Source organism: Thiomonas islandica (genome assembly GCF_055383445.1).
In genome coordinates this window covers 415,154-440,571 of record NZ_AP042391.1, presented here as the reverse complement: position 1 = coordinate 440,571, position 25,418 = coordinate 415,154, and the positions used below count along the sequence as shown (strand labels likewise).

General features: G+C 69.1%; 22 protein-coding genes. 13 read left to right on the top strand and 9 right to left on the bottom strand.

Features of this window, described 5'->3' with window-relative positions; translation table 11 throughout:
• Positions 1-4: 4 nt before the first annotated feature.
• From ACZ47F_RS02045 to ACZ47F_RS02025, 5 genes are read left to right on the top strand one after another with little or no spacing between them, the layout of a single operon-like run.
• A complete protein-coding gene (locus ACZ47F_RS02045; protein ID WP_464925654.1) occupies positions 5-997 on the top strand; it encodes a DUF58 domain-containing protein in 993 nt (330 codons plus the stop codon).
• Positions 998-1,001: 4 nt separating this feature from the next.
• Positions 1,002-1,493, top strand: coding sequence for a hypothetical protein (locus tag ACZ47F_RS02040; protein WP_464925653.1), 492 nt, complete (start codon positions 1,002-1,004; stop codon positions 1,491-1,493).
• Complete coding sequence (locus ACZ47F_RS02035) at positions 1,490-2,530, top strand: VWA domain-containing protein (RefSeq protein WP_464925652.1); 1,041 nt, start codon at positions 1,490-1,492, stop codon at positions 2,528-2,530. Before ACZ47F_RS02040 ends, ACZ47F_RS02035 begins: the two co-directional genes overlap by 4 nt.
• On the top strand, positions 2,527-4,290 hold the full coding sequence (locus ACZ47F_RS02030; RefSeq protein WP_464925651.1) for a tetratricopeptide repeat protein: 1,764 nt from the start codon (positions 2,527-2,529) through the stop codon (positions 4,288-4,290). Before ACZ47F_RS02035 ends, ACZ47F_RS02030 begins: the two co-directional genes overlap by 4 nt.
• On the top strand, positions 4,290-5,774 hold the full coding sequence (locus ACZ47F_RS02025; protein ID WP_464925650.1) for a hypothetical protein: 1,485 nt from the start codon (positions 4,290-4,292) through the stop codon (positions 5,772-5,774). Before ACZ47F_RS02030 ends, ACZ47F_RS02025 begins: the two co-directional genes overlap by 1 nt.
• A 90-nt stretch (positions 5,775-5,864) precedes the next feature.
• Here the strand turns inward: ACZ47F_RS02025 and ACZ47F_RS02020 are convergent, their stop codons facing one another.
• The 4 genes from ACZ47F_RS02020 to ACZ47F_RS02005 all read right to left on the bottom strand — a co-directional run bounded on the left by ACZ47F_RS02020 (position 5,865) and on the right by ACZ47F_RS02005 (position 9,582).
• A complete protein-coding gene (locus ACZ47F_RS02020) occupies positions 5,865-6,254 on the bottom strand; it encodes a copper-binding protein (RefSeq protein WP_464925649.1) in 390 nt (129 codons plus the stop codon).
• 32 nt (positions 6,255-6,286) lie between these two features.
• A complete protein-coding gene (locus ACZ47F_RS02015) occupies positions 6,287-7,657 on the bottom strand; it encodes a multicopper oxidase family protein (protein WP_464925648.1) in 1,371 nt (456 codons plus the stop codon).
• 26 nt (positions 7,658-7,683) lie between these two features.
• Complete coding sequence (locus ACZ47F_RS02010; RefSeq protein ID WP_464925647.1) at positions 7,684-9,111, bottom strand: TolC family protein; 1,428 nt, start codon at positions 9,109-9,111, stop codon at positions 7,684-7,686.
• Between the two features lie 93 nt (positions 9,112-9,204).
• Positions 9,205-9,582: a hypothetical protein gene (locus ACZ47F_RS02005; protein WP_464925646.1), complete on the bottom strand. Its 378-nt coding sequence runs from the start codon at positions 9,580-9,582 to the stop codon at positions 9,205-9,207.
• 180 nt (positions 9,583-9,762) lie between these two features.
• Between ACZ47F_RS02005 and rpoH the strand changes: the two genes are divergently transcribed.
• The gene (gene rpoH, locus ACZ47F_RS02000) at positions 9,763-10,671 is read left to right on the top strand and encodes an RNA polymerase sigma factor RpoH (RefSeq protein WP_464925645.1); all 909 of its coding nucleotides are present in this window, start codon (positions 9,763-9,765) and stop codon (positions 10,669-10,671) included.
• 92 nt (positions 10,672-10,763) lie between these two features.
• On the opposite strand, the gene ACZ47F_RS01995 is transcribed toward rpoH, so the two are convergent.
• From ACZ47F_RS01995 to ACZ47F_RS01985, 3 genes are read right to left on the bottom strand one after another with little or no spacing between them, the layout of a single operon-like run.
• Positions 10,764-12,845 carry a transglutaminase TgpA family protein gene (locus ACZ47F_RS01995; protein WP_464925644.1) on the bottom strand — a complete coding sequence of 694 codons (2,082 nt, stop codon included), beginning with the start codon at positions 12,843-12,845 and terminating at the stop codon, positions 10,764-10,766.
• Entirely contained in the window at positions 12,842-13,942 is a 1,101-nt protein-coding gene (locus ACZ47F_RS01990; RefSeq protein WP_464925643.1) for a DUF58 domain-containing protein, read from the bottom strand. Before ACZ47F_RS01990 ends, ACZ47F_RS01995 begins: the two co-directional genes overlap by 4 nt.
• A gap of 18 nt (positions 13,943-13,960) precedes the next feature.
• Positions 13,961-14,884 (bottom strand): AAA family ATPase, encoded by a 924-nt coding sequence (locus ACZ47F_RS01985; protein ID WP_464925642.1) that lies wholly within the window; start codon positions 14,882-14,884, stop codon positions 13,961-13,963.
• Positions 14,885-14,978: 94 nt separating this feature from the next.
• Here ACZ47F_RS01985 and ACZ47F_RS01980 point away from each other — a divergent pair, with 94 nt between their 5' ends.
• The gene (locus ACZ47F_RS01980; protein ID WP_464925641.1) at positions 14,979-15,908 is read left to right on the top strand and encodes a histone deacetylase family protein; all 930 of its coding nucleotides are present in this window, start codon (positions 14,979-14,981) and stop codon (positions 15,906-15,908) included.
• 154 nt (positions 15,909-16,062) lie between these two features.
• Here ACZ47F_RS01980 and ACZ47F_RS01975 read toward each other — a convergent pair whose 3' ends face one another.
• The gene (locus tag ACZ47F_RS01975; RefSeq protein WP_464925640.1) at positions 16,063-17,556 is read right to left on the bottom strand and encodes an NAD-dependent succinate-semialdehyde dehydrogenase; all 1,494 of its coding nucleotides are present in this window, start codon (positions 17,554-17,556) and stop codon (positions 16,063-16,065) included.
• A gap of 133 nt (positions 17,557-17,689) precedes the next feature.
• Here ACZ47F_RS01975 and alaS point away from each other — a divergent pair, with 133 nt between their 5' ends.
• The 4 genes from alaS to ACZ47F_RS01955 are packed head-to-tail and all read left to right on the top strand — an operon-like array spanning position 17,690 to position 22,773.
• Positions 17,690-20,443: an alanine--tRNA ligase gene (gene alaS, locus ACZ47F_RS01970; protein WP_464925639.1), complete on the top strand. Its 2,754-nt coding sequence runs from the start codon at positions 17,690-17,692 to the stop codon at positions 20,441-20,443.
• A 19-nt stretch (positions 20,444-20,462) separates the two neighbouring features.
• The gene (coaBC, locus tag ACZ47F_RS01965; RefSeq protein WP_464925638.1) at positions 20,463-21,686 is read left to right on the top strand and encodes a bifunctional phosphopantothenoylcysteine decarboxylase/phosphopantothenate--cysteine ligase CoaBC; all 1,224 of its coding nucleotides are present in this window, start codon (positions 20,463-20,465) and stop codon (positions 21,684-21,686) included.
• Between the two features lie 40 nt (positions 21,687-21,726).
• Positions 21,727-22,176, top strand: coding sequence for a dUTP diphosphatase (gene dut, locus ACZ47F_RS01960; RefSeq protein ID WP_464925637.1), 450 nt, complete (start codon positions 21,727-21,729; stop codon positions 22,174-22,176).
• A gap of 21 nt (positions 22,177-22,197) precedes the next feature.
• Positions 22,198-22,773: a DUF2062 domain-containing protein gene (locus tag ACZ47F_RS01955; protein ID WP_464925636.1), complete on the top strand. Its 576-nt coding sequence runs from the start codon at positions 22,198-22,200 to the stop codon at positions 22,771-22,773.
• A 7-nt stretch (positions 22,774-22,780) separates the two neighbouring features.
• On the opposite strand, the gene ACZ47F_RS01950 is transcribed toward ACZ47F_RS01955, so the two are convergent.
• On the bottom strand, positions 22,781-23,287 hold the full coding sequence (locus ACZ47F_RS01950) for an FKBP-type peptidyl-prolyl cis-trans isomerase (protein WP_464925635.1): 507 nt from the start codon (positions 23,285-23,287) through the stop codon (positions 22,781-22,783).
• Positions 23,288-23,366: 79 nt separating this feature from the next.
• Between ACZ47F_RS01950 and ACZ47F_RS01945 the strand changes: the two genes are divergently transcribed.
• Both ACZ47F_RS01945 and ACZ47F_RS01940 read left to right on the top strand, forming a co-directional pair.
• Positions 23,367-24,542: a JmjC domain-containing protein gene (locus ACZ47F_RS01945; protein WP_464925634.1), complete on the top strand. Its 1,176-nt coding sequence runs from the start codon at positions 23,367-23,369 to the stop codon at positions 24,540-24,542.
• A complete protein-coding gene (locus tag ACZ47F_RS01940) occupies positions 24,532-25,035 on the top strand; it encodes a DUF7931 domain-containing protein (RefSeq protein WP_464925633.1) in 504 nt (167 codons plus the stop codon). Before ACZ47F_RS01945 ends, ACZ47F_RS01940 begins: the two co-directional genes overlap by 11 nt.
• Positions 25,036-25,418 lie beyond the last annotated feature (383 nt).

The window sequence follows — 25,418 nt, the reverse complement described above, 5'->3', positions numbered from 1 at the left end:
AGGCGTGGCGCTGCCGTCTTTTGCCGTGCGACTCGATCTGCCGCTGCCGGCGGCGGGCGAGGCGCCGCGTCCGCTGCTGCGCGCGGGGGAGGCGCGCGCGCTGATCGCTCTGGCGCGCGGGCGACGCGTGACGCCGCAGGCGCGGCCGGTCGGCCTGCGCGCCGCTGGCGACCAAACCGCGGTCTGGCGTGGGCGCGGACTGGACTACCTGGAAAGCCGCCTCTACCAGGCCGGGGACGATTTGCGCGATCTGCACTGGCGTCTGCTTGCGCGCACCGGCAAGCCCTTCGTCAAGCTGTACCGAGACGAGCACGCCCCCGCCTGGCATGCGCTGCTCGATCTGCGCGCGGGCATGCGCTTTGGCACCCGGCTGCGCACCAAAGCTGAGCAGGCTGCGCGTGTGGTGCTGCTCGCTGGCGCAGCGCAGGCCCTGGCCGCGGACGGCGCGGCGGGGGCGATGGCGCTCACCCTGTGGCGCGAGTCGCCGCAGACGGTCGATCTCGGCCGCGGGCTGGCTGCACTGCGGCGGCTGGCGATTGCGCTGCAGCAGGAGCGGGTCGCACCCGCCGGTGACCTAGCGCGCGACGCCGACCTCGCCGCGTTCGTGGCCTGGGCGCAGCGGCTGGTGGGTCGCCTGCCGGAGGGCTCGCGCGTGCTGTTCGTCACCGATGGCGCGGGCTGCGATGCGCCGGACATCGACGCCGCGCTGTGGACGCTGCGCAGCCGCGCCGAGCTGCGGATCGTGCTCGTGCAGGACCTGGTCGAGCGCGCGCTGCCCGAAGGCCTGCCGCTGGCTGCGGTGCGGATGCACGATCTGGCGCAGCGGCGCGGCGGCATATTGCCGGATACGGCCTCGGCGCGGGCGACGTTCGCGCAGCATGCGCAGCAGCGCCGCGCCACGCTGCTGGCGCGCTGGCGGGCGCGTGGGATCAGGACGATCGAGGCCAGCGTCGGGCAGGACGAGACGGCGCTGCTGCTGGCGCTCGGGCTGGGCTGAAGGCATGGACCGCATCGCTGCACTGGCTGACATCCTGCCGCCTGCGCCGCCGCCGCCGGCCCCGCCGTCGCCGTGGTGGACACAGCCTGCCGTGTGGCTCGTCGCAGCGTTCGTTGCCATTTTCGTGGGATGGATGCTGCTGTGGCTGCGCCGCAGCCGTGGCTGGCGTGCGCTGCGTGCCGCGGCAAAGCAGGCGCTGCAGTCGGGGGGCAAGACGGCGTCCGCTGCCGCCGAGCTTGCCGCATGCCTGCGCGCGCTGCTGCCCGAGACGGACTGGCCGCTGGAACTACGCGCGCGGCTGGATGCGCTGCGGTTTGCACCGCTGAGCGATGCGCAGGCGCGGATGCAGTTGCAGCAGCTCGCCAGCGAGCTTGCCGCGGCCAGCGCGCAGGCGCTGCGCACGGCGTGGTGGCAGCCGGTGCGCGCCGCGGCGGTGTTGCGCGCGGCACGGCATGCGGGTGCCAAGCCGACGCGCCCGGGGCGAGCGCAGGCATGAGCGTGCTGGCCGAACTCGGCGCCGCCGCGTCCACCTTGCACTGGGCGCAGCCGATGGTGCTGCTTGCGCTGCCCTTGGCTCTGCTGCCGCTTCGCGCGGCCTGGCGTGGCGGCTGTGCGCCGGCAGCACCCGGCGTCGAGCTGCTGCACCCCGATCTGCACGGCCTGCTGCACGCGCCACCGCCGCCGCGCACACCGTGGCTGCCGGCGCTGCTGCGCGCGCTGGCCTTGGCTGCTGGCATCGTCGCGCTGGCGCAGCCGCAGCAGTTCGGCGGCTGGATCGCGCCGGCACCGCTGGGCCGCGACATCGTTGTGCTGCTCGACACCTCGCTGACGATGAGCCTGCATGATCTACGCTGGGACGGCAAGCCGGCGAGCCGCCTGGCGGTGGCGCAGCGGGTGCTGGCCGATTTCGCCCGCGCGCGCCGTGGCGACCGCTTCGCGCTGATCGCCTTCGGCAGCCATGCCGCAACGCTGCTGCCGCCGACCTTCGACGCCCGCCTGGTCGGCGACATGGCCGCGCTGTCGAGCGTCGGCCAACTCGGGCAGGACACGGCGCTGGGCGACGCGGTCGCGCTGGCGCTGCGGCAGGTGCAGCCGCGCCGAGGCCTGCGGCCGATCCTCATCCTCTACTCCGACGGCGGCGACAGCAACGTCGGCCGCATCAGCCCGGCCGAGGCGGTGGCGCTGGCGCGGCATCTGGGCGTCAAGATCTACTGCGTCGAGGTCGGCGGCACACCCGATCCCGGCCAGCCCTACACCGTGTCCGCTTACGCCGGGCCGCAGCCTGACATGCGGCTGATCGCGCAGGCCACCGGCGGCAAGTTCTACTTTGCGGCCAGCGCCGGCGCGCAGCAGGCCGCGGTACGCGACATCGGCGCGCTCAACCCCCGGCTGCATCCGCCGCCGACGCGCCGCGCGGTGCAGCCGCTGTTTCTTGCGCCGCTGCTGCTCGGCGCGGCGCTTTGGCTGCTCGCCGAAGTGATCGCGCTCGGCGGCGGCAGGCCTGCCCCGCGCCGGCGGGAGGGCGCGGCATGAGCGATTGGCTGCCGTGGTTGCCGCCTTGGAACTGGGCGCGGCCCTGGGCGTTTGCGCTGCTGCTCGTGCCGATCGCGCTTGCGCTGTGGCGGCGCGTGAAGGCACGGCGGCAGCGCGCGCTCGCGCTCGCTTATGCGGATGCCGATCTGCTGCGCTACGCCGCGCGCATGATGCCGGCCGCGGCGCGCTGGCGTGCGCTTGCTTTCGATGCGATGCTGTGGCTGCTGCTCGCCTGCGCCGCTGGCGGGCCGCGGCAGGCGATCGAGGGAGACGCCGCCGGCATGCCCGGCGCGGATCGCGCCTCGCTCATGGTGCTGCTCGACGCTGGCGCGCGCGCCGCGCAGCCGCAGGCCGGGCCGAGTGCGCTCGAACAGGGCCGGCTGCTGATCGACGCGCTGTGGCCGCGGCTGCACGGCGCGCGCCTCGGGCTGATTGCCTTCGGGGCGCCGCGCGAGGACGCGCCGCGACAGCTCGTGCAACTGCTGCCGCCAACCGATGACGCGGCGATGTTCCGCCACTTCGCTGCGCTCGCGCAGCCGGCGCTGTTCGGCGGCGAGGGCCCCGGCGCGTCGCTTGCCGCACTGCTCCAGCTTGCGCAGCAGCGGCTTGGCGAGCAGGGCGAGGGCGCACGACGGGCGCTGCTGCTGCTTGCTGCCGGTGACACGCCGCCGCTTGCCGCGCCGCAGGCGCTGACGCTGGGGCAGGCGCTGCGCGCGGCGCAGCAGCCGCTGTTCGTGCTCGCGCTGCCCGGGCTGGACGCCGATCGTGCCAAGGCGCTGCGCGTCCTTGCCGAGGCCAGCGGCGGGGCGATGCGCACGGCACCGCCGGGGCAGACCGGTCGCAGCGTCTGGGGCGGGATCGATGCGCGCCTCGCGCAGCTGGCGGCTGCCTCGCCCAGGCGCGGGCCGCAAACGCAGTGGCGCGAGCTGTTCGGCCTGTTCCTCGTGCCTGCGCTACTGCTCATGCTTGCGCGCTCGACGCTTGTCTGCGCGCCACGCGCTGCGGCCTCGATGCTCGTCCTGGCGCTGCTCGGCGCGCTGGCTTCGCCGCAGCCCGCGCACGCAGCGCAGGCCACGCCGCAGGCGGCCTGGGCGGCCTGGCAGGCCGGCGATTTCACCCGCGCTCAGGCGCTCTACGCCGCCTTGCCCGGTTTCGATGCGCGCATTGGCGAAGGCGACGCCGCGTACCGCCGCGGTGCTGACCAGCAGGCGGCGCAGGCGTTCGAGCGCGCACTGCTGCTTGCCGACACGCCGGCGCAGCGCTTCGTGGCGTTTTACAACCTTGGCAATGCGCTGATGCACCTGCCGGGCAAGACGCGCGAGGCGGTGCAGGCCTACGATGCGGCGTTGCGCATTCGCCCGCACGACGCCCGCGCGCTGCGCAACGCCCGCCTGGCGCGGCGGCAGGACGAAATCGAACATCCGAGCGAGGCGCTGACCGGCATCGCCAAACGCGCCCCGGCGATCCATCACTCGCGTTTTGGCCAGCAGACCTCGGACACCCCGTCGCAACTGCGGCGCAAGCCGCCGCCTGAAGGCTCCGCCCCGCTGCAAGCCGAGGCGACGCTGCCGGCGCAGGGCAGGCTCGCACAGAGCGCGCAGCCGCAGGGTGCGGCCAGCGCCTGGCAGCCGCCCGCACTCGACTGGGACGCGGCGGAAAAGCGTGCGCAACTGCTACAAGACGCCACCAGCCTGCTGTGGCAGCGCCGCGCCGAGATCGACACGCGCGCCGCCCGCGATACCGCCGCCGGAGCACCGTGATGATGGCGGTAATACGCCATCGCCTTGGCTGCGCCTGCGCGCTCGGCCTCTGGCTGCTCGCTGCGCCGGTCTGGGCGCAAAGCCTGCAGTGCACGCTCGCACCTACGCCTGCCGTGCTCGGCCACTCGCTCGCATGGACCATCACCGCGCGCGACGCCGTGCAGCCGCTGCCAGCGTTCACTGCGGCGCAGTTCGCCCCGGACTGGCTGCTGCAGGGCCAGCAAGGCGCAAGCGGCAGCGACGCGCGCGGGCATCGCGAGCAGTCGCTGCGCCTAGAACTCGTCCCGCTGCGCGCCGGGGCGCTGCGTCTGCCGGCGGTGCAGCTCGGTGATCGGGTCTGTCCGGCGCAAACGGTGCAGGTGGCCGCCGCCGCACCCGGCGAGGCGCCGCTGCAATGGCGTACCCGGCTCGTCCCGTCGCAGCCGCTGCGCTTGCAGCCGGTGCGCGTCGAGCTGCAGGTGGCAGGTGGTGGCAATCTGGTGTGGGAGCCGCCGCAGGCGCACAGCGCGCAGGCGCTGCTCGAGCCGCTACCGGGTGACACGCGCCGCGAGACCCTCGAAGGCACACCGCAACTCGTGCAGGTGTTCGCCTGGCGCGCGCTGCCGCTGCAGGCTGGCGAGCTGACGGTGGACTTCGGTCTCGTGCGCGCGCATGCCTTTGGCGCGCTGCGGGTGTACGCGCCGCCCAGGCTTGCGTTCACGGTCGCGCCGCTGCCGCAGTGGTGGCCGGCGCAGGGGTTGGTCGGCCGGCCCCAGGTGCAGATCGTGCAGGCGCCGCAGCGCCTGGCGCTCGGGCAGACCGGGGTGTGGCGGTTGCGCCTGCGCGCTGCCGGCCTCGACCATGCGCAACTGCAGCAGTTGGCGCAGCGCTGGCGCGAGCGGCTGCAAGCGCGCGTGCCGATCGCCGCGGTCGAGCTGCGCCGTGGCGAGTCGGCAGACGCCGTCGCGCCGGTGTGGGACGTGACTCTGTTCTTTCAGCCGAGGCATGGCGGCCTGCTGCAGCCGCCGCTGCTGCGGCTCGACTACCTCGACCCGCAGCAGCTGCTGCCGGCGGCGCTGTCGCTGCGGTTGCCGACGGTCGAGGTGGACGACCCGCGGCCCAGACGGATCGCAATCGCCACCGGCAGCGTGCTCGCGCTGCTTGTGCTGCTCGCTGCGCTGCGCACGCTCATCCTTTGCCTGCGGTGCAGGCGGAGGCTTGCGCACGGGCTCGATGCGCTGCGGGCGGCCACCAGCGCCGACGCGCTGCGCCGCGCCTGGCTGGCGCTGCCGGTGGGCGCACCGCAGCCGACGCTTGTCGCCTGGCTTGCCTCGCACGCGCCGGACGACGCCACGCTGCACGCCGCAGCAAAGGCGTTGCAGGCGCAGCTCTACCGCGGCGGGCAGACGCCGTCCGCGCGGGTCGACCCGGTGCCGCTCGCGCAGGCGCTGCGCGAGCGCTTCACGCGCTGCGGCCGGCTGCGGCGGTCAAGCCGCCTGCGCTGAAAAGCGCGTTGCCGGCAGCGGCGGCGCCTCCCCCGCCGCGTGGGGAGGCGGGGAGGGGGCGAGCCGCTGTGCGATCGTCCCCTCGCGCCGTCAAGGCTTGCGCGAGATCGAGGTGATGGTGTCGTAGCCGTCGATCTTTTCCGCGCTGAACAGCACGGTGTCGCCGGGTTTGAGACCGTCGAGCATCGCCTTGTCCTTGACGCGGTAGATCATGGTCATCGCTGGCATGTCGCCGATCGCGCCGTGGCGCAGCGTGATCTTGCCCTGCGCGGCGTCGATCTTGCGCACCAGTCCTTCGGCCTGATGCGCCTCGGCAGACGAGTTGCCTGCGTCCTGCAGCATTTGCATGTGCTGCGCCATACCCTCGGGTGTCGCATGGTCGTGGTCGGCGTGGCTGCCCGCGGCGCGCACGGGGCTGGCAAGCGCTGCGGCAAGCAGCAGCGCGCACAGGCTGATCAGCGGTTTGGTCGAGGTGTTCATGGTTTGCTCCTTCGCTCGTGGTGAAAAACGGGTCAATGCGCGTGGTCGTGCCTGGGCTTGCGCACCTGCAGCGTCTGGCCGCTTGCGGCCTGCGGTTCTCTCGGGTCACTCGCCGCCGGCGGCAGGCCGGTGCTTACGGCATGCGCCTGCGTGCCAGGCGGCATGCGGTACCAGCTGGCGTCGGCGTCGTCGCCGCGGGGAAGGTCGTCGCGCACTTTGAAGATGGTGAACATGCCGCCCATCTCGATCGGGCCGTAAGGGCCGCGGCCGGTCATCATCGGCAGGGTGTTGTCGGGCAGCGGCATTTCCATATCGCCCATCTCGGCCATGCCTTTGCTGCCCATCGCCATGTAATCGGGCAGCAGTTTTTGCAGCGCCGGGGTGAGGTCGTCCTGCGGCACGCCGATCATCGTCGGCACGCTATGCCCCATCGCGTTCATGGTGTGGTGCGATTTGTGGCAGTGGAAGGCCCAGTCGCCAGGGTTGTCGGCGATGAACTCGATGGCGCGCATCTGCCCCACGGCAATGTCGACCGTCACTTCGGGCCAGCGCGCGCTCTTGGGCACCCAGCCGCCGTCGGTGCCGGCCACTTCGAACACATGGCCGTGCAGGTGGATGGGGTGGTTGGTCATGGTGAGGTTGCCCATGCGGATGCGCACGCGCTCGCCGGTGCGCGCCACCAGCGGGGCGATGCCGGGGAAGGCGCGGCTGTTCCAGGTCCACAGGTTGAAGTCGAGCATGGTGTTGACCCGCGGTACGCTCGCGCCGGGGTCGATGTCGTAGGCATTGATGAGGAACGCATAGTCGCGATCGACCGCCATCTGCCGCGGGTTTTTGGGGTGGACGATGAACAGGCCCATCATCCCCATCGCCATTTGCACCATTTCGTCGGCGTGCGGGTGGTACATGAAGGTGCCGCTTTTGCGCAGCTCGAACTCGTAGACGAAGGTTTGGCCGGGCGCGATCTGCGGCTGCGTTAGCCCGCCCACGCCGTCCATGCCGTTGGGCAGGACGATGCCGTGCCAGTGGATGGTCGTGTGCTCGGGCAGCTTGTTGGTGACGAAGAGGCGCACGCGGTCGCCCTCGACCGCCTCGATCGTCGGCCCGGGGCTCGATCCGTTGTAGCCCCAGAGTCTGGCGGTCATGCCGGGGGCGATTTCGCGCAGCACCGGCTCGGCGACGAGGTGAAATTCCTTCACTCCATCCTTCATGCGAAACGGCAGGCTCCAGCCGTTGAGCGTGACCACCGGGTTGTACGGGCGGCCGGCAGTGGGGTGCAGCGGCGCGGCGGTGTCGGCGCTGCTGCGGCTGTGCGGCTCAGGCGCGGCAGCCAGCGCCGAGCGGCTGGCGGCGCCGGCGGCAAGCAGCGCCGCCGCGCCGAGGAAACGACGTCGGGTGTTCATGTCGATCATCCTTCGAGAGTGAGGGGTCAATGACCGGCGGTGGCCGGGGCGGCTGCGGCGGCCTCGGGCGCAGGCGGCGGATCGGCATCGACGCCGAGCTGCGCGGCCTGCCAGGCGGCGTCGCTGAGCCAGTAGTCGCGCTGCGCGGCGATCGCCGCACGCACCGCCTGCACCTGCGTCTGCGCCGCGGCGACGAGCTGGAAGGTGCCGATCAGCATGCCGTTGTAGCGAAGCTGGCTTTCGTCGAGGACGGTCTGCGCCAGCGGCACGACCTGCTCGCCGAGCAGCCGCGCCTGCTCCCAGGCGCTGCGGCGCTGCGCGTCAGCGGCGCGCAGCTGTGAGGTGGCGTTGCGGGCCACCGCCACGGCGCGCTCGCGTGCGGCAAGCGCTGCATCCGCCGCCGCGCTGCGGCGCGCATCGCCAAGGTCGAAGATCGGCAGCGGCAGGCTGAGCTCGGCGCCGTTTTGCGCCGCGGCGTCGCTGAAGGTCTTGCGCACGCCGCCAAGCTCGACATGCTCGACCACACTGCTCGCGCGCACCAGGCCTGCCGCTTGCGCCGCGGCGATTGCCTCGTCCCGGGCGAGCTGCACGTCGAGCCGTGCGTCGATTGCGCTCTGCAGCGGCGCGGTACTGGTGGGCAGGGTCTTCGGCAGCGGCGGAAGCTGCTTGGGCAGGGTCAGGTACGCCGCCTGCGCGGGCGACAGGCCCAGCGCGCGCACCAGCGCCTCGCGCGCCTGTTGCGCGGCAAGCTCGGCGCGCTCGAGCCGCAGTCGGGTGTCTGCGGCAAACAGCGCCTGCTGCGCTGCGTCGAGCTTGGTGAAGTTGCCGGCCTGTTGCATCCGCGTAGCCAGCGTCGCTGTCGCCTGCGCGGCGTCGTGCGCGTCGCGCGCGTACGCGGCGATCTCCTGCGCGGCGACCGCGCGCACCCAGGCCAGTCGCGCCTGTGTGGCGGTCTGCAGCACGGCGCGCGCCAGTTGCAGGCGGATTTGCTGCTGCCGCGCGGCGTCCAGGCGCGCGCGTGTCGGTTGCGTGAGCAGGTCGAGCAGGCCGAGGCTCAGCGAGCGCGTGATCTCGACCCCGCCACCGCCGATTAACAGGCGCTCGAAGGCCAACCGTGGATTGGCCAGCCGCGCGCTTTGCGTCGAGGCGGCGGAGTCGGCCTGCGCCTGCGCCAGCAGCGCTTGCAGCGCCGGGCTGCCCAGCAGCGCGACGCGCACCGCATCGTCCGCGCCGAGCGGCTTGGACAGCAGCGTATCGATGCGCGCCTGCGCCTGCGCGCGCTCGGCCTCATCGCGTGCAAGCTGCAGCGCAACGCCAGTGTGGGGTTCGGTCAGCTGATTGGCAGCCCGCAGCGTCTGCCGGGTTTGCAGTGGCGCGCATGCCGCCAGCAGGGCACAAGTTGCCAGCGCGCCCAGCCGCAGCGCTGGCGGGCACGCAAGGGGGTTGTTGGACATCAGAGGACACCTCATTCGAGCCGCGACCACGCGCGGCAAAGCGAGATGCAGCACCGCCGGTTGGAGGCGCTGCGACCGGAGATCGAACGCGGGTCAGGCTCTGGGAGGACGCTGCAGGGTGCGCGGGTCGGCGCTGTGCCAGGCGGTGTTTGCCGCCTGCGGGCAAGGATGTTGCACCGCGCTGGCCAGCAGCAGGCTGACGCCCGGTGGCTGGCCGACGGCCAAATGGCAGATCACGCAGTGCTGGTGATCGTGCGCGGAACAGTTACCGCCGGCCGGGTCGTGGCAGGCGGTGTGCCCCATGTCCATCGCGTCCATGTCGGCCGGTGCAGACGCATGTTCCTGTTGCTGCACCACTGCTGCTGCGACGCCAGCGGTGCAATCGCTCACGACCATGCCCGCCTGCGCCCAGCCGCGCAGCGGCAGCAGGGCGAGCAGCAGAATCAGGATAGGACGCACAATGCGAGACATTGACGCAAGTCTAACCCTAGTTTCAGATTCTGGTGGCATCATGGGCTGACAGACCCGCTTTGTGCGCGAAAAATCGCGCGACATCGGCAGGTCGTCCTGCGGTTTGCGGAACTTTTTGGCTTTAGCACTCTCCACCCGGGAGTGCTAAAATTGACCATGATTCGAGAAAGGAATTCAACCATGACCCAAACACCGTCCGCCGCGTTTGCCCTGCGCCCGGCTCAGGTCGATGGCGCATTTCCGCTCACCCTGCCCAGCCTGGGCAATCTCGATGCTTACATCAGCGCAGTCAACCGCCTGCCGATGCTCAGCGCCGAGGAAGAAACCCGCCTGGCGCGCCGCTGGCGCGAGCAGGGCGACAAGGACGCGGCTGCCAAGCTGGTGCTGTCGCACCTGAGACTGGTGGTGTCCACCGCGCGACAATACCTAGGCTATGGCCTGCCGCATGCCGACCTGATCCAGGAGGGCAATATCGGCCTGATGAAAGCGGTCAAACGCTTCGATCCCGCGCACGGCGTGCGGCTGGTGAGCTACGCCCTGCACTGGATCAAAGCCGAGATCCACGAATACATCCTGCGCAACTGGCGGCTGGTCAAGGTGGCGACCACCAAAGCGCAGCGCAAGCTGTTCTTCAACCTGCGCTCGATGAAAACCGCCAGCGGTGGCATGAACGACGCGCAGATCGACGACATGGCGCGGCAGCTGTCGGTCAAGCGTGAGGATGTGATCGAGATGGAAAGCCGCATGGGCGGTGCCGATATTGCGCTCGATCCCACGGTCGAGGACGGAGAAGAAAACTTCGCGCCGATCGCGTATCTGGCCGACACCACTCAGGAGCCGATGGCCGTGCTCGAGGCGCGCAGCCACGACCGGCTGCAGGTCGAAGGTTTGGAGGCTGCGCTCGACCAGCTCGATCCGCGCAGCCGGGCCATCGTCGAGCAGCGCTGGCTCAACGTGGCCGACGACGGCAGCGGGGGTAAGACGCTGCACGACCTTGCAGCGGAGTATGGCGTATCGGCCGAGCGTATCCGCCAGATCGAGGCGGCGGCAATGAAAAAGATGCGCAAGTCGCTCGCGGCATTCGCCTGATGTCCGCGCAAGCCCCGTGCTGCACAGCCCGTCTTGCGACGGGCTTTTGTGTGTCCGGGTGAATCGTCGCCGGGGCTGGCGCAGCTGCCTCATCAGGCACGCCAGGCCCGCACCGCGCTGCGCAGCTCGGCCCAGCGCGCCTTGCGCTGGTGCGGGGTGCGGTCTGCCGCGTAGCGCCAGCGTTCGAGCTGCAGCAGTAGCGCAATCGCGGTCTGCACCGACTGCGGCGGCAGTGCGCTCGCATCCGGGCGCAGGCTCTGCAGACGGCGCGCCAGCGCGCGCGGCGGGGTCGATCCAGTGCTGTCGATCCCGGCCTGTTGCAGCTTCACTCGCAGCAGGGCGTAGGTCTGCGTCCACGGATCGGTCCGGCGGCGTTCCAGCGCCAGCAGCGCACCAAGCACCGCAGTGGCCACCACCAGCGCGGCAATCGCCAGTGCGGCCAGGGTGGCCGTGTCGGGCTGCTGCAGACCGAGCTTGCGTAGCAGATCCTGCTGGCGGTTGCTGCCGTAGTTCAACACCCATTGGTTCCAGGCGTTGTTCAGCGCGTCCCAGCGGTTGCGCAGTTGCAGGATGAACGCGGCGTCGCGCGGGCCGAGTGCGGCCATGCCGAGCAGCGGCTCGCGCCCGGCCAGTGTGGCGCCGCTGCGGTCGATGCGCGCCGGGTCGACCGCGGCGGTGGGATCGGCGCGGACCCAGCCACGCTCTGGCAGCCAGTATTCGGCCCAAGCGTGGGCATCGCTCTGGCGCACCACCCAGGTGCCGTCGATCGGGTTGTAGCGCCCGCCCTGATAGCCGGTGACGATGCGTGCCGGAATGCCGGCTGCGCGCATGACCACGACAAAGGCCTGCGCGTAGTGCTCGCAAAACCCCGCACGGCGGTCGAACAGAAACTGGTCCACGCCGTCGCGGCGGCCATAGGTGCCGGGGTTGAGGGTGTAGCGAAAGGGCTGGCTGCGGAACATGGACAGCAGCGCCTGCGCGACGAAACTGCCGTCCTGCCCGGCAGCGCGGGCCTGCGCGGCAAGCTTGCGCCCCAGCGTGACACTGCGCGGGTCGTATCCGGCGGGCAGCGCCTCGTCCGCGCGCAGCGCCGCAGTGAACTGCTGCGGGCCGTAACGGAACTGCGGGGATGACTCGACGGTATAGCGCGTCAGATGGTCGAGCGGCCGACCGGTGACCAGTTGCAGATCGGGCAGCCATTGCACTCGATAGCCGTCGATCCGGGGCGCGGCCATCGGGGCGTCCAGGGCGAAGACGAAGGGTTGCTGCGTGGGCTGTAGGGTGACGGTGTAGCGCACTGGCGGGCCGCTGAACCGCAACTCGGTCGGCGGGGTGAGGGTGGCGCGGTCGCGCTGGTGCGGGTCGGGCAGCCACACGCCGTCCTCGAGGCGGGACAGCACCGGGCCGCGCCAGTACAGCAGCCGGTCGGGTGGGCGCGGGCTGTCGAACACCACGCGGAAGGCCACCGAATCATCGCGCGCGAGTTCGGCGATCTGTCCCGGCGACATACTGCCCGACAGACCGGTGATCACCTGCGCGCTGCTTTGCGGCAGCGCCCACAGCGGCGCGGAAAAACGCGGGAACACCATGAACAGCGCAATCATTGCCGGAGTACCCAGCGCCATCATGCGCAGTGCGGTCAACAGCGGCTGGCGCAGTGGCGGGCGCCCGGCGGGCAGATTGGCGTTGACCAACGCGGCGAGCATCCCCCAGGTCGCCAGCACCATGACCAGCGCGGTGCTGAGCGACTGCGAGAACAGAAAATTGGCTGCGATGGTGAAAAAGCCGAGAAAGAACAGAACATGCGCATCACGCCGCGAGCGCATTTCCAGCGACTTGAGACCGAGCAGCACGCACAGCAGCGCAACCCCGGCATTGCGCCCGACCACGGTGTGAAATTCCCACAGCGTGAGCGCGGCGGATGCGAACAAAATCAACGCCAGCACCCAGCGCCGCGGCAGTGGCGCGCCGCGCCAGGCCAGCACTGCCCGCCACGCCAGCAGCGCGACCACCAGGGCACTGGTCCACAGCGGCAGGTGCAGGAACAGCGGCAGCATCAGCAGCAGCGACACCGCGAGCAGAAACAAGGTGTCGCGGGCATCGCGCGGCAGCGCATCGATGCGCTGCTGCAGGCGGGCCTGCAGCGCGCGGCGCGACACGGGCACGGTGTTCATGTGCGGCTGCCCGCCCGCAACGGGCCGGGGTGCAGCGCCAGCAGGCGCAGACAGCGCTGGCGGTGCGCGGCGCCGGTGGTCGGGGCGATGCGCTGGTTGCCCAGTATCAGGCCATAGGGCAGACCGGCGCGGTCTGCGGCCAGCACCCAGGCGCACAGCCGCGACAGCCGCGCCTCGGTGTCGAGGGCCGCTGGCAGGGCGGCGAAGTCCAGCCACAGCTCGGCCTGTGCCTGCGGCTGCGCGGTGTCGCGGCTGACCAGTTCATCGCTGCGGGCAAATTTTTTCCAAAGCACATGGCGCATGGAGTCACCGCTGCGGTAGGCACGCACGCCGTCGGTTTCACTGCCGCCGCGCGCCAGCGCTGGGCCGCTGCCGGGAGTGGGGCGGGCGGGCGGCAATGGCGGCGCAGGGTATTCCACTGCCGGCAGCACCAGCAGCTCGCCCTGCGGCCGCCAGCGGCTCCACGCAGTCCACACGCCCAGCGGGTAGTTGCTCTCGATGGTGAGCAAAGGCCAGGGCAGCAGGCCGCGCTGCGGCGGCGTCCAGCTCAGCGTCACCAGAGTGTCGTCCTCGCGCGGGCAGTCGGTGTAGAGCCAGGGGGAGGGCACGACTGCCGCCTTGGCGCGCCTGCCTCGCGGGGCGCCGGGCGTGGGCGGACGCAGCACCGCGCCATCGGGCCGCAGCGCCAGTCCCCAGCGCTCGCGCGTGCCCCCTTGCAGCAGCAGACCCAGCCGCGCACTCTGGCCCTGATGCACCAGCACTTCGGGTGGCCGGGCGGTGAGATGCAGGCCGCGCAGATTGTTGTGGGTGACATGCATGGCCATCATGCCGCTGCCGGCGAGCAGGAAGGTCAGCAGGTAGCCGAGGTTGAGCTGGTAGTTGATGCTCAGTACGAGTAACACCAGCAGCAAGACGCCAAAGAACCAGCCGACGCGGGTGGGCAGGATGTAGACATTGCGATGCGTCAGCCGTGTGCTGGCACCGGCGGGGTGGCGCGATGCGGCCCAGGCATCGAAGCGCCGCGACCAGGCATTGCCGGTGCGCGCCGACGCAGCAGCAGCCCGCCCAGGCACGGTGGAATCGACCGAGGTGGACATGGCGGCGGCGTGGCAGACCTATACCGGCACCTGCTGCAGCAGCGACTGCACCGCCTGCAGCGAGGCCACGCGGTTGACCACCGGGCTGTCCAGGGTGCGCAGTCGGTGCCCGGCAACTGCGGGAAGGACCTGCTGCACATCGTCCGGAATCAGGTAATCGCGCTGCTGCAGCAATGCCCAGGCGCGCGCTGCGCGCAGCAGCCCCAGACCGGCACGCGGGCTCAGGCCCTCGACGAACCAGCGGCCATTGCGCGTCTGCGCCAACAATTCCTGCAGATAGTCGAGCAGCGCCGGGGCGGCGTGGACCGACTGCGCCTGCCGCTGCAGCGCGATCAGCCCCTCGGGGCTGAGCACGGGGCGCAGTTCGGCGATCAGCTCCCGCCGGTCGCGGCCTTCGAGCAGCGCGCGCTCGGCGGCGCGGCTGGGATAGCCCAGTGAGATGCACAGCAGGAAGCGGTCGAGCTGCGACTCGGGCAAAGCGTAGGTGCCGAGCTGATCGAACGGGTTCTGCGTGGCGATGACGAAAAACGGCTCGGGCAGCCTGCGTGTCAGGCCGTCCACGCTGACTTGGCGCTCCTCCATCGCTTCGAGCAGCGCACTCTGCACCTTCGGGCCGGCGCGGTTGATCTCATCAGCCAGCAGCACCTGCGAGAACACCGGACCCGGGTGGAACACGAACTCGCTGCGGTTGCGGTCGAACACCGAGACGCCCAGCAGATCGCCCGGCATCAGATCGGCGGTGAACTGGGCGCGGGCATAGTGCAGGCGCAGCGCCGCGGCAAGCGCATGCGCCAGCGTCGTCTTGCCCACGCCGGGCAGATCCTCGATCAGCAGATGGCCGCTGGCGAGCAAGCAGCACACGGCGAGTTCCAGTTGCGGGCGCTTGCCCTGGATGATGGTGTCGAGCTGGTCGATCAGACTGGGCAGGATGTCGGGTTTCACGTGCGCGCAGGCGAAGGGGTGTCAGCGCACTATGCTACGAGGGCGACCTGATCCCCCTGGTTTCGGGGGCATGACGTAGGAGACAAGACCCACCATGATCACCGGCTTCTACACCCATGCCGACTGCAGCCTGCACGAAATGGGCGCAGGCCACCCCGAATGTCCGCAGCGCCTCGCCGCGATCGAAGACCGGCTGATCGCCGCGCAGATCGCCCCGTGGCTGGAGCGCCATGACGACGTGCCGCTGGCGACGCGCGAGGCCCTGGAACGTGCGCACTCCGCGCTCTACGTCAGCACACTCGAGCAGCGCGGCGATTTCGACGAGGGCTACGAGTGGATCGATTCCGACACCCTGATGAATCCGCACACCTGGCAGGCCGCGCTGCGGGCCGCCGGTGCAGCGATCAGCGCCACTGACGCCGTGATCGACGGCCATCTGCACAACGCCTTCTGCTCCATCCGCCCGCCCGGTCATCATGCCACCCGCGACCGGGCCATGGGTTTTTGCTTTCTCGGCAACGTGGCGATCGCCGCCCGGCATGCCTTGGATGTGCGCGGCCTTGAGCGCGTGGCCATCGTCGATTTCGACGTTCACCACGGCAACGGCACCGCGGACATCTTTCGCGGCGACACGCGGGCGCTGATGGTCAGTTTTTTCCAGCACCCGTTCTATCCCTACACCGGCCTGGGCGCCGAGCCGAACATGCTCAACGTGCCGGTGCCTGCTTACACCAAGGGCGATGCGGTGCGCCGTATCGTCGCAGAACAATGGCTGCCGCGCCTGCGCGATTTTGCCCCGCAGATGCTGTTCATCAGCGCCGGTTTCGACGCCCACCGCGAAGACGACCTGGGCCAGATGGGCCTGGTCGAAGCCGACTATGCCTGGATCACCCGCGCGCTGGTGGACTTTGCCCAAGCCCAGTGCGAAGGCCGCATCGTCTCGTGCCTGGAAGGCGGCTACAACCTCAGCGCCCTGGGCCGCAGCGTGGCCGAGCATGTGCGGGTACTTGCCGGGCTGGACTGAGGCTGCGTTATCAGGCCGTTGAAAAACTACTGCGGTGAGCCATCTGCGGCGTTGCACGGTGCTCGCTGCCTCGCCTATCTATTTGATATGTCTCGGTCGCTGCGCGCCGTGCGCCTTGCATCTGGCCATCCTCGCGACGTTTTTCAACGGCCTGTTATTTGTCCAGATCGCCGAGGCAGAGATATTTCATCTCCACATACTCATCGATGCCGTGGCGCGAACCTTCGCGGCCGAGGCCGGATTGCTTGACGCCACCGAAGGGTGCAACCTCGTTGGACATCAGACCGGTGTTGATGCCCACCATGCCGTATTCCAGCGCCTCGGTCACGCGGAAAATGCGGCCCACGTCGCGGCTGAAGAAATAGGCAGCTAGACCGAATTCGGTGGCGTTGGCTGCGGCGATGGCCTCTTGCTCGGTCTTGAAGCGGAACACCGGGGCGACCGGGCCGAAGGTTTCTTCTCTGGCGCACAGCATGTCTGCAGTCACATCGGCCAGCACCGTGGGCTGGAAGAACCGGCCGGCGTTGGGGCTGCTGTCGATGCGCTTGCCGCCCACCACCATGCGCGCGCCTTTGGCGGTGGCGTCGCTGATGTGCTTTTCTACCTTGGCCAGCGCCTGGTCGTCGATCAGTGGGCCGAGGTTGACACCTTCCTCGAAGCCATCGCCCACTTTCAGGCTGCTGACGGCCTGCGCCAGACGGTCGACGAAGCGGTCGTAGATACCGTCCTGCACATACAGCCGGTTGGCGCAGACGCAGGTCTGGCCGGAATTGCGGTACTTGCTCGCCATCGCGCCGGCGATCGCCGAGTCGAGATCGGCGTCGTCGAACACGATGAACGGCGCGTTGCCGCCGAGTTCGAGCGACAGTTTCTTGATGGTCGGCGCCGATTGCGCCATCAGGATGCGCCCGACCTCGGTCGATCCGGTGAACGACAGGTGCCGCACCACCTTTGATGCGCACAGCAGCTTGCCGATCTCGATCGAGCCCTGCACGTCTGCGGTCAACACATTGAGCACGCCGCGCGGCATGCCGGCGCGGTGCGCCAGTTCGGCAGCGGCCAGCGCGGTCAGCGGGGTCTGCTCGGCCGGCTTGATGACCACTGGGCAGCCTGCGGCCAGCGCCGGAGCCACCTTGCGGGTGATCATCGCCAGCGGGAAATTCCACGGCGTGATCGCGGCGCACACGCCCACGGGCTGCTTGAGCACCAGCAGGCGCTTGGTGGCATCGGGGCTGGGGATGGTCTCGCCGTAGACGCGCTTGGCCTCTTCGGCGAACCATTCGACGAAGCTGGCACCGTAGAGCACCTCGCCCTTGGCTTCTGCCAGCGGTTTGCCCTGCTCGGCGGTCATCAGTCGGGCCAGATCGTCCGCGTTGGCCACCAGCAAGTCGAACCACCTGCGCAGAATGGCGGCGCGCTCCTTGGCCGTGCGCGCACGCCAGGCGGGCCAGGCGGCGTCTGCGGCGTCGATCGCCAGCTGCGCGTGCATCGGCTCCAGTGCGGGCACCCGTGCCAGTTCGGCGTTGGTCGCCGGGTCGGTGACCGCAAAGCGGCGGGCGGAATCGATCCAGGTGCCGTCGATGTAGGCCAGCGTCTTGAGCAGGGAGGGGTCTTTGAGCAGGCAGAGGGGATTGGCGGGCCGGTTCATGGCGGTCATGGTGGGTGTGAACAGCAAAGGTGAGCGCGCGGTGCAGCAGCCGCGCAAGCCCTAAAATCTAGCCCTTTGCACTGCGGCGCGCCAGAGCCAGTTTCGCGCCAGCGCACCAGCCACCGACTCCCCCATGAACGTCTCCGACATCCGCGAAAAATTTCTGGCCTATTTCGAGTCGAAAGGCTCCACCCGCGTGGCGTCGTCGTCTCTGGTGCCAAGCAACGACCCCACGCTGCTGTTTACCAACTCCGGCATGGTGCAGTTCAAGGACGTGTTTCTCGGCCAGGATCAGCGTCCCTACACCCGCGCCACCACGGCGCAGCGCTGCGTGCGCGCCGGCGGCAAGCATAACGATCTGGAAAACGTCGGCTACACCGCACGGCATCACACCTTTTTCGAGATGCTGGGCAATTTCAGCTTCGGCGACTATTTCAAGCGTGAGGCGATCCGGTATGCCTGGGAGCTGCTGACCACGGTCTACAAACTCCCGGCGGACAAGCTCTGGGTCACGGTCTATGCCGAGGACGACGAGGCTTACGACATCTGGGCGAGCGAAGTCGGCGTGCCGCGCGAGCGCATCGTGCGCATTGGCGACAACAAGGGCGCGCGCTACGCCTCGGACAACTTCTGGCAGATGGCCGACACCGGCCCCTGCGGCCCGTGCAGCGAAATCTTCTACGACCACGGCCCCGAGGTCTGGGGCGGGCCACCGGGCTCACCCGAGGCCGACGGCGACCGCTACATCGAGATCTGGAACCTGGTGTTCATGCAGTTCGAGCGCTTCCACGCCGGCGACGAACGCTTCGACACCGAGGCGCAGGCGCAGGCACGCAAGGCAGAGGTCGAGCGCGACGGCGGCATCGGCCAGATCAATAAGGACGGCAGCGGCTACAAGCTCGCCATTTACCGGCAAAAGCCGCTGCCCAAGCCCTGCGTCGACACCGGCATGGGGCTGGAGCGTATCGCCGCGGTGCTGCAGGGCGTGCACAGCAATTACGACATCGACCTGTTCCGGGCGCTGATCCGCGCCGCCGCGCGCGAGACCGGCTGCAGCGATCTGGCGCACGCCTCGCTCAAGGTCATCGCCGACCACATCCGCGCCTGCAGCTTTCTTATCGTCGACGGCGTGATTCCGGGCAACGAGGGCCGCGGCTATGTGCTGCGTCGCATTGTGCGCCGCGCCATCCGGCATGGCTACAAGCTCGGCGTGCGCGCCCCGTTCTTTCACCGGCTGGTACCGGATCTGGTCGCGCAGATGGGTGCAGCCTATCCCGAGCTGGCGCAGGCGCAGGGCCGCGTGGCCGAGGTGCTGCAGGCCGAGGAAACCCGCTTTTTCGAGACCATCGAACACGGCATGTCCATCCTCGATACCGAGCTGGTCGCGCTGCAATCGCGCGCTGTCAAGATCCTCGACGGTGAGCTGGCGTTCAAATTGCACGACACCTACGGCTTTCCCCTCGACCTCACGCAGGACGTCTGCCGCGAACACGGGGTGGAGGTGGACGAAGCCGCGTTCGACGCCGCAATGAACCGACAGCGTGAGCAGGCGCGCGCTGCGGGCAAGTTCAAGATGCAGGCCGCGCTCGACTACACCGGGGACAAGACCCGTTTCGAGGGCTATGACCATCTGCTGGTCAAAGAAGCGCGGGTGGTGGCGCTGTATGTCGATGGCGCTTCGGTGCCGGCCATGCAGACCGGGCAGAGCGGCGTGGTCGTGCTCGATCGCACACCGTTTTACGCCGAGTCCGGCGGTCAGGTCGGCGACAGCGGCGTGCTGTTCGAGGGCGACTCCTGCGCGCTGCGCTTTGTGGTGCACGACACGCAGAAAGTGCAGGCCGAGGTGTTTGGTCATCACGGCACGCTGGAGTCGGGCACGCTCAAGGTCGGCGAAGTGGTGGCCGCGCAGGTGGACGCCGCGCGCCGTCAGGCTGTGATGCGCAACCACAGCGCGACCCACCTCATGCACAAGGCGCTTCGTGTCGTGCTTGGCGAGCATGTGCAGCAAAAGGGTTCGCTGGTCGATGCCGACAAGACCCGCTTTGACTTTGCACATGACGCGCCGATGAGCGACGACGAGATCCGCCGCGTGGAGCAGATGGTCAACGAGCAGATCCTGCGCAACCAGCCCACCGAGGCGCGGGTCATGCCGATCGATCAGGCCAGGAATCTGGGCGCGATGATGCTGTTCAACGAGAAATACGGCGACAGCGTGCGGGTGCTCGACATCGGCAACTCGCGCGAGCTGTGCGGCGGCACGCATGTGGCGCGCACCGGCGACATCGGGCTGTTCAAGATCGTGTTCGAGGGGGGCGTGGCTGCGGGCATTCGCCGGGTCGAGGCGGTCACCGGGCTGAATGCACTGCGTTTCGTACAACAGCAAGACGCGCTGCTGCACAAGCTGGCGCGCACGCTCAAGGCGCCGGCAGAGGAATCGGTTGCCAAGGTGGAACAACTGCTGGAACAGCAGCGCCAGCTCGAACGCGAAATGGCCCAGCTCAAGGCGCAGCAGGCTGCAGCACAAGGCGATGCGCTGCTGTCGCAGGCCATCGACATCGCGGGCACCAAGGTGCTGCTCGCCCGTGTGGATGGTCTGGATGCCAAGGGTTTGCGCGAGGCGGTCGATCGCATCAAGTCCAGGCTCAAGACCGCGGTGGTGCTGCTGGCCAGTGCCGAGGACGGCAAGGTGCAGCTCGCTGCCGGGGTGAGCGCAGACCGCACCGGCAGCATCAGGGCGGGCGATCTGGTCAGCGCCGCGGCGCAGGCCGTGGGCGGCAAGGGCGGTGGTCGGCCGGACTTCGCCATGGCCGGCGGCACCCAGCCCGCGCAGATCGACGCGGCGCTGGCGCAGGCGCACAGTCTGCTGCGGCAGCGTCTGGGCGCCTGAACCAAGGCGGGCCCGCGCGATGGACCTGCAAGGCCGCTCGATCCTGCTCGCCGTCACCGGCGGGGTGGCGGCGTACAAGGCGGCCGAACTGTGTCGGCTGCTGGTCAAGGAAGGCGCCCAGGTGCAGGTGGTGTTGAGCGCATCAGCCAGCCGCTTCGTCGGCGCTGCCACCTTCCAGGCGCTGTCGGGTAGGCCGGTGTACACCGATTTGTGGGATGCGCGCGTGCCCAACGCTATGGCGCACATCGAGCTGGCGCGCGCGGCCGATCTCATCGTGGTCGCACCGGCCACCGCGCATACCCTGGCGCGTGCGGCGCAGGGCCTTGCCGACGATCTGCTGTCCACCTTGCTGCTCGCTGCGGGCAAGCCGGTGCTGTTCGCCCCGGCGATGAACCGCGAAATGTGGTGGCATCCGGCCACGCAGCGCAATGTCGCCACCCTGCGCGCCGACGGCGCGCGCATCTGTGGCCCGGCATCCGGCGAGCAAGCCTGCGGCGACGTGGGCGAAGGTCGGCTGGTCGAGCCGGCAGACCTGCTGCAGGACATTGTCGCCGCACTCATGCCGCAAAGCCTGCGAGGCCGCACTGTACTGGTGACCGCCGGGCCGACTTTCGAGCCGATCGACCCGGTGCGCGGCCTGACCAACCGCTCCAGCGGCAAGATGGGCTATGCCGTGGCGCGCGCCGCGCGCGAAGCGGGCGCGCAGGTGCTGCTGGTCAGCGGTCCGACTGCGCTGCCCACGCCGTTCGGCGTGCAGCGCATCGACGTGGAAACCGCGCAGCAGATGTTCGACGCGGTCATGGCGCAGGTCGCGCAGGCGCAAGTGTTCATCGCCACCGCCGCGGTGGCCGACTGGCGGCCCGCACAGGTCGCGCCGCACAAGCAGAAAAAATCCCCGGGCGCGCAGCCGCCCACGATCGCGCTGCAGACCAACCCCGACATCCTCTCCAGCGTGGCTGCGCTGCCGCAGCCGCCATATTGCGTGGGTTTTGCCGCCGAGAGCGAAGACCTGATCGCGCATGCCGCAGCCAAGCGCGCGCGCAAGAAGGTGCCGCTGCTGGTGGGCAATCTGGGCCCCGATACCTTCGGCCGGGACGACAACGCGCTGATGCTGTTTGACGCCATCGGGCATCACCCGCTGGGCGCAGGCCGCAAGATCGACCTGGCGCGCAAGCTGATCGCCGAGATCGCGCAGCGGCTCTGCGCTGCGGACAACCCGCTGCAGACACCGCCTGCGGCATGAGAGGACTCTGCGGCTCCCGTTTGCGCAAAAGGATGCAATCATGACGACCATCGCTGTCCGCCTGCTCGATGCGCGCCTGCGCGACCAGCTTCCCGCTTATGCGAGCCCGGGCAGCGCCGGCATGGATTTGCGCGCCTGCATCGATGCGCCGCTGGTGCTGCAGCCTGGGCAGGCCGAGCTCATTCCCACGGGGCTGGCGATGCACATCGCTGACCCCAAACTGTGCGCCATGCTGTTGCCGCGCTCCGGCCTAGGCCACAAGCACGGCGTGGTGCTGGGTAATCTGGTCGGGCTGATCGATTCCGACTACCAAGGCCCGCTGATGGTGAGCTGCTGGAACCGCGGCACCCAGCCCTACACCGTGCAGCCGATGGAGCGCATCGCGCAGATGGTCATCGTCCCGGTGGTGCAGGCAAGCTGGCAGGTGGTGGACGATTTTGCCGCCACTACGCGCGGCAGCGGCGGCTTCGGATCGACCGGCGCGCACTGAACACGCACGCGGAGCACCAATATGGCAAGACGCTGGGCCAAGCTGCTGGTGCGCAAGTTCGAGGCGATGCAGCACAATCGCTGGCTGCGGCCGTTCACCCGGCACATCGGTCATCCGGCGCTGTGGAGCCTGAACCGCCGCAGCGTTGCGCTGGCGGTTGCTGCGGGGATGATTGGCGGGCTGATTCCCGGGCCGTTCCAGATGCTCACCGCAGGCGCGTTGGCGATGCTGATGCGCTGCAATGTGCCAATCGCGCTGGTGGTCACGCTCTACAGCAACCCGGTCACCATCGTGCCGCTGTATCTGCTGGCGTACAAGCTGGGCACGTCGGTGAGTCCGTCACACAGGTTGCAACCCCTGAGCGCGCCGCCGGATTTCGACTGGCTGCACCTGTGGGATTCGACCGTGGCGCTGGCGCAGTGGGCCTGGAACCTGGGCACGCCACTGTTCGTCGGCGTGCCGCTGCTGGCGCTGATTCTGGCGCTTTGCGGCTATCTCGTCACCCGTCTAGGCTGGAGCCTGCATCTGCGCCTGGAATGGCGTGCGCGCAAGCAGGCCAGAAAGCAGCGCGAACTCGCGCAGGACGATACGCGCTGAAACGGGCCTATTTGTCGCCCGCAAGGAACAGCCCAGCATCGGCGCTGTCGAGCAGGGCGCTTCTGGCCTCGATTTCGTCCGGGTCGGGCTCGCGCACGTCGAGCACCGTGTATTCGATGCGCAGCGCCAATCCGGCCAGGGGATGGTTGCCGTCGAGCAGCACCTTGTCGTCGTGGATCTCGGTCACGGTGTAGAACACATCGGCCTGGCCGGGCGAGCAGCCCTCGGGCAACTGCTCGAACAGCATGCCCTCCTCCAGATCGGGCGGGAACAGCTTGCGGTCTTCGACCAGCAGCAGATCGGGTTCGTAGTCGCCGAAGGCGTCTTCGGGCTGCAGGTAGATGTCGCCCTTGTCGCCGGGCCCCTTGCCGATCATCTGCTCGGCCATGCGCGGCAGCAGATCGTCGCCGCCGACGAAAAAGTCGTCGCCTTCGAGATTTTGGTCGATCAACTCGCCTTGCGAGTCCGTCATGCGCCAGGACAGGGTGGCGACAAGGCCTTCGGTGATTTTCATGGGTATGCTCGCAGGGGTTCGGAAAGGGGAATCACTCGGCTCAGAGCGGAACAGTTCACCACATTGAAACATGACCAGCATGTCAATTGCACACATCGATTGGGGGCATTTCACCGTTGCGCGCTTTTTGCGCGAAGTCTGGCAGCGCAAGCCCCTGCTGCTGCGCCAGGCGTTTGCTGGCTTCACCCCGCTGCTCAGCCGGGCCCAGCTGTTTGCGCTGGCCGGGCGGGAGGAGGTCGAATCGCGCCTGCTGCAACGCCACGGGCGGCGCTGGCAGCTCGAGCATGGTCCGTTCTCGCGCCGGCAGCTTCCCCCGGTTGAGCAGCGCAACTGGACCCTTCTGGTGCAGGGGGTGAACCTGCATGTGGACGCGGCCAGCGCGTTGTTGTCGCGATTTCGCTTCATCCCGGATGCGCGCCTGGACGATCTGATGATCTCCTGGGCCAGCGACGGTGGCGGGGTCGGGCCGCATCAGGATGCCTATGACGTGTTTTTGCTGCAGGCCGCCGGCCGCAGGCGCTGGCGCATCGGCCCCGTGACCGACCCGACCTTGCAGCCGCGCAAGCCGGTCAAGCTGCTGGCGCATTTCACCCCGGAGGAGGACATGATCCTCGAACCCGGCGACATGCTCTACCTGCCGCCTGGCTGGGGGCACGACGGCATTGCCGTGGGCGGCGATTGCATGACCTATTCCATCGGCTTTCGGGCGCCGCCGCAGGGCGAACTGCTCAGGGAAGTGCTTTGGCAACTGGCAGAAACGCAGCCCGATGGGCCGATCTATGTCGATCCGCCGCTGCGGCAAGGCGCCGCCCCGGCCTTGCTGCCGCCCGAGATGGTGACATTCGCCGCGCAGGCGTTTGCCCGGCTCAAGCCCGACGCCGCCCTGTTCGAGTCGGTGCTGGGCAGCCATCTCACCACGCCAAAGCCGCAGGTTTGGTTCGACAGCGCCGATCAGAGTGCGGCCAGCCTGCGGCGCAGCTGCCGGCAACACGGCTGCCGGCTGGACCGACGCAGTCGCATGCTCTACACCGCAAACGCGGTGTTCTTCAACGGCGAAGCCGTACCGGCGGAACTGGCATCTTCCAACCTGCTGCGCCGTCTGGCCGATCGCCAACGGCTTGGCGCCGAAGAGATCGCGCAGGCGAGCAGAGCCGAGCTTGCCGCGCTGGTCCAGTGGTGCCAGCTGGGATGGCTGCAGCCCGGTGAGCGGGCCGAGCCTGCGCCGCCTGCGCGCCGAGGACGACATGCGGATTGAGCCGTCGCCTGGCACCGCACCGGACGCGCCGTTTGACACGCGCAGCCAAGCACATGCCGCGATGCTTGCGCTTGTGTGCGATCAAAGCCCGGTCATGTCATGGTTCAGCGCCGATTTTTCCGCCTGGCCTTTGCAGCAATCGCGATTCATCCGGCAACTGCAACAGTGGGGCTTGCGCGACCCCAGGCGGCCGGCCGCACTGCGCATGCTGGCGATCGACTGGAGCGACGTGCGCCAGAATCAGGCACGCTTTTCGGCCTGGCGTCGCGACTTTTCCCACCGGATCGAGTGCCGGCAGCTTGCCCAGAGGCAAGCGCAGGGGCTCGAGGAAATGCTCTGGACTCCGCAGGCCGCGCTCTACGCCCACACTGCCACCTGGATGTCGGGCGAATGGGTGCGCAGCCCCACGCGGCTACAGGCCTTGTACCAGCGGTTCGAACAGGCCTGGCAGCAGGCAACGCCTGCCTTTCCTGCGACGACCCTGGGATTGTGACAAATAAACCACAGTTGACTTTTGCTGCGCCGATTTGCAACACGGGGATTACCCGAAGCCCCCTTATACTATGTGGTGAGCTTGATATGCAAACCGGATCTGGTTGCAGTTAGGTTCGATCAGGACGGTAAGGAATTTTTTCGGGCTCCGCCCATTTGACTGACGCTTAGAGGAAAGTAATGAAAAAGTCCATTCTGCTGGCATCGATGATCGCCGCTCTCGCCCTGGCCGCTTGCGGCAAGAAGGAAGAAGCTGCTCCCGCCGCTTCGGCACCTGCTGCTGCCTCGGCTCCTGCCGCTCCCGCTGCGGCTTCGGCTCCCGCCGCTCCTGCTGCGGCTTCGGCTCCTGCTGCGGCTTCGGCTCCTGCTGCGGCTTCGGCCCCG